Source organism: Bifidobacterium sp. UMB1197, assembly GCF_030217745.1.
Taxonomy (GTDB): domain Bacteria; phylum Actinomycetota; class Actinomycetes; order Actinomycetales; family Bifidobacteriaceae; genus Bifidobacterium; species Bifidobacterium vaginale_B.
This window is the reverse complement of sequence record NZ_JASOOL010000004.1, coordinates 59,613-73,510: the sequence shown is the minus strand read 5'-3', so window position 1 is coordinate 73,510 and position 13,898 is coordinate 59,613. Positions and strand designations below refer to the sequence as shown.

Annotated in this window: 10 protein-coding genes; 1 reads left to right on the top strand and 9 read right to left on the bottom strand. The window is 42.6% G+C overall.

Translation table 11 applies throughout. The features are described from left to right. Positions 1-9 precede the first annotated feature (9 nt). The 9 genes from QP420_RS03615 to QP420_RS03575 form a co-directional block, all read right to left on the bottom strand. Complete coding sequence (locus QP420_RS03615; RefSeq protein WP_060786564.1) at positions 10-975, bottom strand: glycosyltransferase family 2 protein; 966 nt, start codon at positions 973-975, stop codon at positions 10-12. Beyond that, positions 963-2,726 (bottom strand): glycosyltransferase, encoded by a 1,764-nt coding sequence (locus QP420_RS03610; RefSeq protein ID WP_481616565.1) that lies wholly within the window; start codon positions 2,724-2,726, stop codon positions 963-965. Before QP420_RS03610 ends, QP420_RS03615 begins: the two co-directional genes overlap by 13 nt. Positions 2,727-2,803: 77 nt before the next feature. Continuing rightward, positions 2,804-4,060 (bottom strand): ABC transporter ATP-binding protein, encoded by a 1,257-nt coding sequence (locus tag QP420_RS03605; protein WP_481616564.1) that lies wholly within the window; start codon positions 4,058-4,060, stop codon positions 2,804-2,806. Then, on the bottom strand, positions 4,060-4,905 hold the full coding sequence (locus tag QP420_RS03600; protein WP_060786567.1) for an ABC transporter permease: 846 nt from the start codon (positions 4,903-4,905) through the stop codon (positions 4,060-4,062). The genes QP420_RS03605 and QP420_RS03600 overlap by 1 nt, the downstream gene beginning before the upstream one ends. 23 nt (positions 4,906-4,928) lie before the next feature. Continuing rightward, complete coding sequence (locus QP420_RS03595) at positions 4,929-6,209, bottom strand: acyltransferase family protein (RefSeq protein ID WP_481616563.1); 1,281 nt, start codon at positions 6,207-6,209, stop codon at positions 4,929-4,931. A gap of 82 nt (positions 6,210-6,291) precedes the next feature. Further along, positions 6,292-8,667: a hypothetical protein gene (locus QP420_RS03590; protein WP_481616562.1), complete on the bottom strand. Its 2,376-nt coding sequence runs from the start codon at positions 8,665-8,667 to the stop codon at positions 6,292-6,294. Continuing rightward, positions 8,664-9,818: a LicD family protein gene (locus QP420_RS03585; protein ID WP_060786570.1), complete on the bottom strand. Its 1,155-nt coding sequence runs from the start codon at positions 9,816-9,818 to the stop codon at positions 8,664-8,666. The genes QP420_RS03590 and QP420_RS03585 overlap by 4 nt, the downstream gene beginning before the upstream one ends. A 100-nt stretch (positions 9,819-9,918) precedes the next feature. Further along, entirely contained in the window at positions 9,919-10,857 is a 939-nt protein-coding gene (locus QP420_RS03580) for a DMT family transporter (protein WP_060786571.1), read from the bottom strand. 4 nt (positions 10,858-10,861) lie between these two features. After that, entirely contained in the window at positions 10,862-12,703 is a 1,842-nt protein-coding gene (locus tag QP420_RS03575) for a phosphotransferase (protein ID WP_481616561.1), read from the bottom strand. A gap of 259 nt (positions 12,704-12,962) precedes the next feature. Here QP420_RS03575 and QP420_RS03570 point away from each other — a divergent pair, with 259 nt between their 5' ends. Further along, a complete protein-coding gene (locus QP420_RS03570) occupies positions 12,963-13,895 on the top strand; it encodes a glycosyltransferase family 2 protein (RefSeq protein WP_060786573.1) in 933 nt (310 codons plus the stop codon). Positions 13,896-13,898: the final 3 nt, after the last annotated feature.

The following is a 13,898-nucleotide window of genomic DNA, read 5'->3' as shown; positions in this document are numbered from 1 at the left end:
TAATACGTTTTACTTGGCTTGTTTATTTTGCGGGAAATCCACTTTTGGATTAAAACTGATTGCTTTAAGCATTTGCTTAATCATTCTAATCTTAAGATTGCGCTCTACACGGCCACGCCTCATTTGCCTAATCACATTTGCACAGAACAGCAAATACTTTGCTTTGCCTTCGTGGTGAAGCCTGTAAGACGCCTGATTTCGCACTCCGTATGCAAATTTCCACGCGTTTTTTTGATCAATCATGGTAAAGTTTACGCCTTTGTTTGCTCCCATATCGTGTACAATCACGCTATCTAGCACTTGCACGCCTGGGCATACGCGAGTTATACGCAAAGTATATTCCGCATCATCAAACCAAATAAAATACTCTTTAAATGGCAATCCATACTTTTCCATAACCCAACGAGGTATAAGAACGGAAACAAACGAGCAACTTGTTACCATAACAAGATTATTAAAGCCCTTAGCAATAAGCCTACCCCAATCCCAAGTTGGAACAGGATTGTTCATTTCGCAGATTGACCCATCCACAAACTTAACCATTGAGCAGGCGTATGGAACATCTGGGCCAAGCTGATCAACCGCACTGTTAAAGCCATTAAGTAAATTCTCTAGAGCCTTAGGCTGCGGGTAGCCATCATCGTCAAAAATCCAAACAAAATCGGCGCCCAACTCATAGCCCTTGCGCATTCCTGCAGAAAATCCACCCGCTCCGCCAACGTTTTCTGGCAGAGTAACAACATTAAGATTAATCCTATCTTTCATAGAAAAATCGCGAGCAAATTCTTCCAGATATTTTGCAGTTCCGTCTGTAGAAGCATTGTTAACAATAATCAACTGATCTGGAACACGCGTTTGGGACTGCAACGACTCTAATACCGTTTTTAATTTTTCTAACCTGTTAAAAGTCACTACAACAGCCGCAACATTAATGCTATCTTTTGTTTTGCTGGCGTCCAACATTACTTGCTCCATTCTTCAAATAACTTAGTGAATAACGTTTCGGCAGATTTGAGTTTTGCAAACAGACTCAAATTATTAACTTCTTCCTTCCACAATAGTGAACGATACGAATCGTCTTCTAGTATTTTGCACAATTCTTTTACAGATGCTTTAACAAAACTAGACGTCATTCTTGGCAATAGAGCACAAGGCGGAATAACGGTTTTTTGCGAGCCAACGTCTGTTGAAAGAACTGGAACTCCGCAAGACAAAGCCTCAATGGTTGTAAGAGTAATTCCTTCGTTTACCGAACTTATTAAAAGCACGTCGGCATCATCGTAAGTTTTTTGCGCTGGAATACTCATAGACCTACGCTCAATAACATTTTCAAGATGATATCTAGATATAAGCTCTGTTACAAAAGTATCTAAATCGCCATCTCCATGCAAAATAAAGTGGAATTTTCCTGGATACTTTTTGTTTAAAGCTTTTGCAACAAGAACGAATGCCTCAGGGCGCTTTTGCCTTGCGACTCTTCCCACAAACGCAACGTTTATAATATTCTTATTTTTTCTAGACGATACGCAACTGCAGCTCTTGCTTGTAGTAAGACCAATAAGAGGAGCGTCTATAATCTTGGACGATTCAATTCCATGCACATTATGCAGCCAATTTTCTAGCTGCGGAGAAATAACATGATGCAAGTCAATCCAATTATCGTGAGTTAAAGCCTCATGTGGATAACCACCTCTATTTATGTATTCAACAATATGAAGCGAATCAACAATATGCGTATTTGGGAAGAACTTTTTAACCCACCAAATGTGGTCATAAAGCCACTGGCAATGGTGGATTGCAATACCCCTAATATCAAATTGTTCAAATAATGATCTTAAAAGCGGAACATCTCCCCAACATTCTTTAGCAGGAGGAGTAAGCGGCAAAACAAGAGCATCATCACAAAAATCTTTTGTAATCCACGGCTGGTGACTATCTCGATCAGCAATAACAATCGGCAAAAAACCAGCTTTTTTGGCTATTCTTATTGTTTCTACAGCCCATCTTTCTGCTCCTCCAGCCTGAAGCCAGTGCACGCCAATAATAATAGCCTTTCTAGCACCTTCAACTCTTTTAGAAGGCGAAACACACTCTAGCAAATTAGGAACACCGTTGGTTTTGCTAGCATTCTTTAGATTTTTAGAGCAAACCTTTCCACTCTTAGCAGCATTTCGCTGACTACTATTTGCAATTCCTTCAAACAGCTTTTGATTCCAAGGATTGTACGCTAAAACAGGCTTTTTTGAATCATACTCACGCTTTCTTCGCAGCACTTCTCTAACAATGTCAAAGGCTGAAGGCGCGTAAAGCTCACACTCTTTATAAATCCTCTGCTTTAAAGTATCGGATTTGCAATAATTCATAACGTCGTCGTCTGTTGCATCATCTGGAGTTAGCAAAAGATACCTAATGTCATTGTCTTGTATAAGTTTTCCTTCATTCCAGATTTCTTTTGTATATTCGCTTTGCGTTGTAACAGTTGACTGAGCGCTAAAAGTAAAAATCGGCTTTAATCCAGCGCTTTTTGTGCAAACGCCATTAAAAACTGAAAAATCAGCCAATCGCGGATACTGCCATTTTTGACCCATGTAAACTTGATATTGCAAAGTTCTAGACGGTGCAGTTAGTGAATGATAGTTTATAGCGCCCACAATAAGCCTGCGTTGACGCTCGCTTAAAGAGTCTATAAACTGCTTTGCTTTTTCATCTACTTTAAAAAGATTCATTCCCAAATACCCTTAATTTTAGCTTGTTTTTTGTTATAAGTCTTTGTTAAACACGTGTAAGCTAACTACAAATAAGGCTAACATTTATAATGCTTTAAGCAAGTGAAAGTCATAGCATTGTCATTTAAGAGCGCATACTCACGGTTTCGACTATCTCTTACAGCAAACATGCACGAATTATTGTCGTTAGTAAACGCAATCATGTCTGTGTCGTCTGGATCCGTCGCGCTCCTTGTGCGCAAGGAGGCTACGAGCTTAAATTCGCCATTATTTAAGATTTTAAGCGGCACTTCAAATTCAGCACTCTGACGACCTTCACCTTCTAACTCAATGGTGTCTCCACCAGTGTCATACGCAATTCCACCACGCTTTATGTCATGCATTGCCACAGCTATAAAGTATTTTCCAGGTTCGTTGAACTCGTATTCTACAGCAAAACGGAATGTTTCATTACAGTTGAGCAGCTGCTTGCTAATTGGCACAATGCGCATAAACGGTACACGCTTGTTTAAGCCGATAGGATATCCGTCAGCACTATTGTTGTTCTTTTTGTTGGAAAGATTTTCCAGAGTATAACGATTTGCAACGTCGTCTTTATCTCCGCTAACAATAACTTCGCCATCTTTAATAAGAACTGCTTTATTGCAATATTTCTTTACAGCATTCATATCGTGAGTAACAAGAATAACTGTTTTGTTAGCATCTTTTTTGACTTTTGCAAAATACGCATCGCACTTGCGCTGGAAAGCCTCATCTCCAACTGCAAGAACTTCGTCTAGAACAAGAATATCTCCCTGAGCTTGAATTGCTACAGAGAAAGCTAAACGCACCTGCATGCCCGAAGAATAGTTTTTAAGCTTTTGATCCATAAACTCTTCGAGTTCTGCAAAACGAACAATATCGTCATACATGTTTTCAATTTGCGCGCTTGTAAATCCCAGCAATGCGCCGTTTAAAAACACGTTTTCGCGACCAGTTAATTCTGGATTAAACCCCACTCCAAGCTCAATAAATGGCACTAATTTGCCATTTACGCTTATTCTGCCAGAATCTGGAACGTAGATTCCAGAAATAAGCTTAAGCAAAGTGGACTTTCCACTTCCATTGCGGCCAACTATGCCAAAGAAGTCGCCTTTGCGCACTTTAAAATTAATATCGCGCAGAACATGCTGTTCTTTGTATCCTTTAATTCCGCGCGTCCAATTAATAAACGCCTGCTTTAGTCCACTTGCCTGCTCGGTTGGTAGTTTAAAATATTTGCCTACGTGTTCTACTGAAAGTACGACTGGTTGTAACTCTTCTTTTTCAATATTTGTCAACTCAATCTCGCTCATTACATCACCTCAGCAAACTTACGATTGCACTTGCGGAACGTGTATACGCCAAGTACGCACAAAAGCACAGTTAGCACTACTGGAACCATCATTAATAGCGGGGATCCAACAAGACTCCAAACAGTAGGCTGAGTTAAAGGAGCTACAAGATTGTGGCGCAAATCTTGAATACATTGTGCAATAGGGTTAAGTAATTGCACTTTTGCAATAACCGTTCCCCACTTTCCTAAAGAATTATTACCAATCACCATGCTTAGAGGGTAAATAATTGGCATTGAGTAAAACAGTACTTGTTGAACAACATCCCACAAATGTGCAATATCTCTAAAATACACGTACATTGTAGAAAGAAGCAGGGTTATTCCTAGCGCAAGCACGTAAAGTTGAATACAATTAAGCGGCACTAGCAGCAGCCACCATGTAAATTGCACACCCGAGCATATTGCAAAAATAATAACAACAACAAGATTTATTGCAAAACTTATTAATGCTCCAACGGTTGCCGAAACCACCACAATGTAGTTAGGAAAATGGATTTTACGCAGCAAATCTCCACGGTCTACCACCGCACGCAAACCAATCGAAGTGGCCTCGCCAAAGAACTGCCATGCGCTAATGCCAAGCAAAAGCACAACTGGATAGGTTGGCGTGCCATCCGACATTCGCAAAAACTTTGCAAACACTGCATACATTACGCAAAACAGCATGAGTGGGCGCAAAACCGACCACGCAACGCCCAAGAAGGAGCCTTGGTAGCGCAACTTAAAGTCTGTTTTTACTAATTCTTTAAGAACCACCCACGAATAGTGGTATCTTGCGCGCAACTTATCTACAATGTTTTTCACAAGATATATATTTTATCAGTTAGTTACTCCATTTTGGATTGCGAATCCGTTTTGTACACAGAACATACGCAATTGGCGACATGCTCCAACGTTAGCGCAATTCTGTTAGAAAGCGGTTTAATAACAAGATCTATTACAACTGCCACAACTGAAAGTGCTGCATACGTACAAATTAAAGTAATCGCGTAAAGTAGCACTATGAGTGCGCTTGAGGAAGTTGTAGGAAGCATCCACGCCACAAACGTCCACAACGCTACAAAAATAAACATGTGCTCGTGAAGAAGGTATACTCCGAAAGTTGCTTTGGAAACGCGCAAAATTACGGTTCTTGCTACTCCTTTAATTCGCAGCATATTTATTCGGTGTACGAGAATGAAAATACACATTGCAATAATCATTGGCAGTATTCCAATGCCGCCGTGGACCTGCTGATTCCACGTAAGAACTCGCACAAACTTATTCCCGGACGAAGCAATGTAGTCGAAAGCAAGCATAAGAACAGTAGATATTGCTACGCACGCACAAAGTCGCTTTGTAGTAAGTTTTTTTATTCCGCTACCGTACTGCGCAATAAAAGCTCCGGCTAAATATCCAAAAATTGCGTAAATAATGTCATTCCAAGTATAATTTTTGCCAAAATATAGCGGAATAAGTGAGATTGACGCAAGAAGTACCAGCAACATAGCATGATCGCGCTGAGTCATATGACTTATAAGAATGTTGATAAAAGGCATGAACATAAGCATGATTAAGTATGCGCTCATGAACCAGTAGCTTCGATAGGTAAATGGCGTCACATTCCACAATAGCGTGTAGGCAAGTTCTTTTCCGTGAAGTAAGTTGCTTAAATTTTCTGGAAGTAAGCCAAAGCAGTCCGCTATGAAGGTTACCGCCAGCACGATAATGCAGTATAAGAACATTTGCGCCCACGCTGCAAAAACGCGTCGGTAGCGGAAGGTTTTGCGACATAAAAAGTAGCCGGAAATAATAAAGAAGATTGAGACACCAACTTGACCATATTGTACGACTAAGAATTTAAGTGCTGAACGCAAGCCTGGAGCTGGCAAAAGTTCCATATTGAAACTGTGCGCGCGAATGTTCAAATGTATGATCATGTGACAGGCCACAATCATAAGCATTGCAATAATTCGCAAAACTTCAACTTGCAGGTCTTTTTGCAAGCCATTTTGCGCGCCATTTTGCAGATTTTTGCTAGATTGTAATGCCTCTTGAGCTTGCGTTTCCGCTTGAGCTTGTGCAGAAGACGCTACTTCTTGCACTGGTTGTTTTTGTTCTACTACCATATTTTCTTCTTCAAAATTTTCTTCTTCAAATTATTTGAATTGTAATTTACCAATAATAACCAAATTGCAACTTATTCGTTTTTTACATAAGTGGCGAGAACCAGGATTCAATACTTCTGTATATGCTCGGCCTAGTGCCTTGAAGGTCCGAGTATCGTCCATTGGCAAGTAGGTTTAATGAACACAAGCCAACGCTGGAAATCACCAGAATAATCAATACTTTATGCATTAATTTAAAGTTGGTTTGCGAAGTAAACTCCTCGTCTGGTTCGTCGACACAACCAGAAGGAATGTCAACCATGTGTACGCAATACGAAACTTTGTCTACAAGACTTGCAATCACCATAATTGCGCACAACGCTAGCAGCCATCCAAAATCACTAAAGTACCTGCTTGAAATTCCTACTACTTCCGCGTCTAATACCATAAGCAGTATCGCTAACGTTAAGCCGAGCGTAAAGAATCCTGCAAGCTGCTTTTTACGTAATTGTTGCTTTACTGCTGGGTACAACACTACGGCTGCACATACAGGAGAGTAAGCAAGTAACCCACCAAAGAATGGCTCCATAATTATTTGCCCGTGGAACATTGATGGCAGCACGGATTGTTCCATAAACGGAAATACTGGCGTAATAGTAATCGGTTGGAACAGATACATCCATACTCCCCATGGGATTCGCGCCCAAGAGTAGGAACGGTGAACCATGTCAAAACCAGTGAGATTGTAGGTTGCACCAAAATCTAGTGGAGAGCCGAAACGCGCGTAGTTATACCAGCAGGCGACTAAGCCTATAAGAATCATTGGTGCTATTACGCATATAGTATTGATTACACTACTTCGTTTGAAAGCAAAAAATAGACGATACTTTACGATTTCTTCCTTAAAAATTACGAAAGCAAACAGCGACGACAGAATAAATTGCGGCCTACACCCTAGGTTTAGTGCAATACATACTGCTCCCAGAATGAGTAGTGACTTTCGTAAGTACGGTGTTTCAGATTGGGCACTTTGCACAGTTCGCGCTTGTAGCCACAATCCCAGTCCTAAGCAGGTGAAACACAATGATGAGAGCATAGGAAGCGAATAGATTTGCGGCAGATACGCCTGAATTAGAACTCCGCTGGACATGAGCATAATGAGATGCGACAGCACTAGGAAGCCGAAAGATCGCTTTGGGAAGAAGCGTCGAAGTAGCTGCACCATAAGATACAGTGAAGCAATTGCGAAAGCTACAGCAAAAAAGGCGACGGCATAATCTGTGCGCAAATCGTGGCCAGTAAGCACTTTGAACGGCACAAAAAGTAACAATGCCGGAAGTGCGCCGAAGTAAGTAAAGTAGTGGCTTCCGTGGAACGCATAGTCCCAGTAGGTTGGTTGACCAGTTTTTATCGACATAGCATAGCGCGCGCCTGCGTCGTAAGGGTTGCTCATATTTGGCAGCCAGTCAGGAACTGGCAGATCCAAGTAAAGGTGACCTTTGATCAGGCTGTTGGCGAGGTGATTGTATTGGTTGGCATCACATATAAAGCCTCCGTTATTACACACACCCGCAGTAAACATGTGTTGAGTACCAGTAATTTTCGTTACTACAACAAGTATTGCGCACTGCACTAGCACTAACGCAACAAGCCACAACTGCTGTTTGCGCACGCGCAAATCAAGCGCTTCTTTATAAATGCGCGAACGCGGAGCCAACACATATATAACGTAAGCGATTAGCAACAAAATCACTACGCGAACAAGTGAAATATGTAACGGTCTACGCTGATTCAACGCAAGGTTAGCAATTGTAAAAGAATCACCTTTTTGAAGCTTCGTGCTCAAACGCAAACCCGCAACTTTATCAACCGCATGCACTCGCACATACTTCGTATCGTTCACATTAGACGTAACTGGTTGAGACGCAACTTGAATATAGGAAGCACTGTTGCCGCCATCCAACACGTACACAGCAATATCGAGCGTGCGAGTATGAGGCGAGCGCATATCGACGTAAATGTTATTTATTTGAGAAGGCTGAGCGTAATGCAATTGTATGTATTGATCGTTTTTGCCAGTAACTGTGTACACGTCGCCATGACGAATCAAACCAGCACCGGTTGAAACGCTCTGAACAGGAGTTGAGTTGAATCGTGCCGATTCGATTGCTGGAAAGTTGAACCATACAAGCTCCAGTAGAAGCACAATAATAAGCGGTATAATTAGCGATATACGTCGTAAAATGGAACGCGCAGCTCGAGCAAAATCGCAACCGTACTGTAGTGCACTGCTTATTACACCACTTATTGTGCTACTTACTGCACTACCAGCCATCGTTACGTTTCTTTCTGCCGTTACACTATTTGCAGAAGTTGCATTACCGTTACTATTGCTTGTATCGCCCATATGCACACCTGTTAATTCCTTCGTACTATTGCCATTCTTAACGTTACCATTTTGTAGTGTTACATAACTCACTCAAGTCTGCCACAATCGACAACATACGGATTTGAACAAATATCCTGCTTGATTACATCGTCAATATGACTGTTATGCAATGATTCACAGTCAACATGACGGAAGTGCGTAATAATATCCGACGGCAGCTGATAAATATCACCATACACGCGTTCCAGAATATTTTCCGACAACTGCGGTATAGCAACAGAAAAATCTTCAAAAGTTGCCATTTTTACTGGAAACATTTCGGCACATTGTGCAATATACAAATTCTCAGCATCAACATTATCCAAACCGTACACCACGTTGCGCGCGCAAGAATTACTCACAACAAGCCCCTGGTTTACAGCCTTCTTTTGGAAACTCTGAAAAATCTGTTCAATCTCAGCAGTGTATTCGCCGCCCTGTTCAACATAACCGCGGTCAAGCCATGTGTTGAAAAAAGTCTGCGAACGCAACTCTTGCTGCAAATCCTTACGCAAAGACACAAAACTCTGCTGCTGTTCAGACGTCAAATCAGGCGCGTAATCGTAGAAGAAAATATCCAAAAAACAAGGATTACTATTATTCGCGTAACGGAACCGCAACTGACGGCAGCACACGTACGGATCGTACACGAGCACCGCACGGTAGCGCGCGCGCAACGCAGCATCCTCGCGCAACATTGTCAGCAGCTTATCGATATCCTCTCGCATCATACCCAAGTCAACATCGTCATCCCAAGGAATAAACCCACGATGACGCACGCAACCGAGTAGCGTACCAAAATCAGCCCAATACTGAAGATTATGCTGCTGCGCAATCTGCGCAAACTCGCTCAGCAGCGACGCACAACCCCGTTGTATAACGCGCATAGAACCTGTAGCTTTCGGCAAACTAAGGAAGAAACGCTTATGCGCATCCACACTACTTTCGCCATCTTTCCTATAGTTTGACCAAGCCATAATCGAAGACTGCTCGCGATTCGTCAAAATCTCCGTGCGCAACGACTTCTCAACATTACGCTGCTCAACTTCAAGATGAGCGCAGCGAGCGTCGACACATTCTTGCAATCGAGAAATTTGCGTTTGAATAGCGCTCAGCTGCTCGCGCACTTCCACAATAGAGCGTTTTGACGAAGGGAGTCTGCCTATTATCCAACTCACTATGCGACGTAACGGCGAAACCATAAGTTCACTACTCCCTCATTATTTAAAAACATACTTGCTATAGCGTACTGCTATAAACTGTTGCCACAATGCAATACAGGTTTATCATACTCCGTTGCGATTATTTTTCGGAAGCCACCACTACCGTACCCGCAATTATCACCACGCAACAAGCCCACGCAATAAGCGGAGGAATCGTTTGAGAAAGCAACGCTGCCGCAATCATGCTCCACACCGCGTACGTAATATTTCCAGCCATAGCGCGCGTCGCACCAACCTGAGCAATACCACGGTAGTAGCACAAGTAGGAAGCAGTACCAAGTAACGCTATAAATATAGCTAACGCAATAAAGCCTGCTGATTGCATAATCTTTACGCTAAAAACCGGCAGTATCGTACACAACGGCACAATGAGCAAGGCATACGACAACGCGGAAACAGTTTCGCGCACGTGCAGCATCACTTCGTCGTCCACGCTTTGCTTTCTGGTAGCCCACGCGCAAGCAACGGCTTCACTCCCCCAACCGATAACGCTAAAAACAGCCGCAATCAAACCTAAGACTATACTGCCCACAGAGGCGACAGTTGCGGTTGAAGATTCCGCACAAGAACAGTAGCCAAGCACTCCTACCGCAATAAGTGTTACAGCAAAAGCACAGTATTTCAACGCACTTAAGCGTTCTCGTAACACAATAGAAGAAAGTACTATGCCAAAAGCTGGATACAATGCGGAAATCGCAGCAGCGTAACCAGCGCCAATATTACTTGCCGCAATAGCATAACCAGTCATACCTATTGGGCCTCCAAGAAGCGAACTCAAAACAATAGGCACAATCAATTTCACGCGCTTACAAAGAGCAACAGTTTCGCGCAACTTTGAACGACAAGCCATATAAATCCACAATATTACAGCACACACAACGTCGTGAACGCAAGCACCAACAACACCCACATACCATACTGCAGAAGGCGTTAAGCCGTGTACGGATAACGCAACCAATACCGCAAGCAAAGCAGTATCAAGTCCCCAAAACAGTCCGCTTATTAAGGAATATTTCATAAAATCACACCTTTTCTACAGAGCCTGAGGATTCGGCAGAACTGGCAAATCTGGCACCGTATTCGCTCGAAGCGCGATTAATGTAACGTTTCGCATAACGGTAATACAAATAACGACAGTCACCTACGGGCTCCCCCTCAGCCTCTTTTACCAGCGACCACAAATACCAACACCACCCCGCAAAACCAACGTATGCTATGCAATGACGACGCTCATCGCAAGTAGGATTGCGCCCAAAATACTCCACTAAAACCGCGTCAAACTCCTGCTCATTAAGTTCGTCAGACACGCACAACGTACCCAAATCCTGCGCATAATCCGACATCCCCGCATACTCCCAATCAATCAGATGGTAGCATCCAGCAACATCCACAAGCACATTCGCACCCAACACATCGTTGTGTGCCAAGCAAATTTTTTGACAAGCATCTTTACTCACACACTCATACAACCAATTGACCTTATTAAGCAAGGCGTCAGCACCCTCGGGCAATGCAACACTACGAGCGCACAAATCGCGCAAATAACGCTGAGACTCCTTATAAAAATCGAACCGTCTACTCACCGTAGCGCCACTGTTGTGAAGCTTACGAATCAGACGCATACCTTCGCGCAAATCGCCAGAATCGTGAAAATCAGCAATACGACAGTCTTTCAAAAAATGCGAGATTTTCCAACCACACTTCGGATCAGCCGCAACCAACGTACCATCCAAACCGAGGCGCTGCGCCGCATGCAAAGCCTCATACTCAGCCTTGCGATTCACCAACACATCCGTACCAACCCCTGGATGACGGTACACATACTCGCTAGAGCCAACCGTAAAATGACAAGAAAGATTCGTCAAACCATTTTTCAACGGGTACACGTCGCGAATATCCGTCTTCTTACAACCAAGCACCTTAACGATGCGATCAAAAACTTCACTGTCAACATTTTCCAAAAACAGCGGATCAAACTCGCGAAGCTCATCTAACGAATCGAACTCGTGAATAATCGGCGGATCGTAGCGGCGCATGCGCATATCAAGCTCATCTAAATGCTCAATCAAAATGTCTTCCCACAGCTTGCCAGCAGTCTGCGGCAAATCATATTCCGCACGCAAAATTCGCACAAACTTAGCCGAAAATTCGCTGTCAAAATACACGTGACCAATCATGTACCACGCATCGCTGCCACCAATAGTTACCGAAGTAATGCGATCGTGCGCGCCAACACTCATACACCACTCTTTAGTGCGGCCCTGCTGATATTGCGCAGAATAGTAAGCCTTCCACACGTATGGTTCAAAAGGATTTTCGTCGAAATAATTGTCGGAAGAACAAATATACGTGTTACTTAAAAGATGAGCAACAGCCATGATTGAACTGTTGTTGTTGCGCTCACGATATTCCTTATTTGGCACGATTTTTACGCAAAAATCGCCTTTAGTAAACTTGTCTTCCAAATAGAAGAAACGTTCCTGCTTGTAGCCAACCACCACGCTAATATCTTTAATTCCCACCGCTTGCAATTGGCGAATTTGACGCTCAATAAGCACCTCCCCACGCACGGTAATAAGACCTTTGGGAAGCTCGTACGAAATCGGAGAAAAACGTGATGAAAGCCCTGCTGCCATAATAACAGCATTGTGTACACGATATGGTTCAAGTACTGTAAGACCTTTTGCTGTAACTTCACCATTAACAACGAACCCATGCTGAATAGCATCGCGTAACGCACTATTGACTGTGCCTAATGAAAGCTTCGTATGCTCAGCTATAGTACGTTGATTACTTCCTGGCAAACGTTGCAATGCTGATATTACAGCAAATTCATTATGAGTTAATGCTGAATATGCTTCCATAACAGTGTCTCCATGCACTAGTCGAGGTGCATACTGATGGCTCTATACATTTTGTTGCATTGGTATAGCATGCACAAAGGTGTTCAAAAATAATTATTATTAGTTTATTTTGAACATTTGACACTTTTTGCAGCATGCAACTTTTGTAAACAAGCGCACAATCCACAATAATGAGTAAAATAACATTGACGTGCCAGTAACTAAAAAGGTCGTTTAAAACCCAAAGCACACGCCATTTACCGTTATGAAGGGATATATTATGACTTCTGTCGCAGTGTTGCTGCCGTGCTATAACGAGGCAATCACCATTGAAAAAGTTGTTAAAGACTTTAAGGCGGCACTTCCAGAAGCAACAATATACGTATACGACAATAATTCAACAGACGAAACTGCTAGCATTGCCACAAAAGCAGGAGCGGTGGTTCGTAAAGAGCCAAGACAAGGCAAAGGCAATGTTATACGCGCAATGTTCCAAGACATAGACGCAGACGTATACGTAATGGCAGATGGCGACGACACATACCCAGCAGAAGCTGCTCCAAAAATGGTTGCAAAAATCGTTGAAGGCTACGATATGGTTATTGGAGACCGCTTAAGCTCAACATATTTTCAAGAAAACAAGCGACCATTCCACAACTTTGGAAATCGCCTAGTGCGCGGCGCAATAAACACACTTTTTAGCGCAAAAGTCACGGATATAATGACGGGATATCGCGCTTTTTCATTTACATTTGTAAAAACATATCCAGTGCTTTCGCGCGGATTTGAAGTTGAAACAGAAATGACAATTCATTCTCTTAACAACAATCTAAAGCTGTACGAAATGCCAATCCAATATAGGGATCGCCCGCAAGGCTCGGTTAGCAAATTAGATACTGTTGGAGACGGAATCCGCGTACTTTCTACAATCTTCCACATGATTCGCGAATACAAACCAATGCCATTTTTTGGCACTCTAGGCGTGCTAATCACATTATGCGGATTAGGGGCATGCATGCTGCCATTTATAGAGTTTTGGCGCACACATTTAGTAACACGCTTCCCTACGCTAATTGGCGCCGTAATGCTGATTATAGCTGGATTGCTTCTGTTTATTGCAGGAATAATATTAGATATTCTTGCTAAGAATGATCGCAAGCAATTTATTGAGCAAGTTAACCTATTTGATTATCTAAAAAGAAATAAAAAATAAATA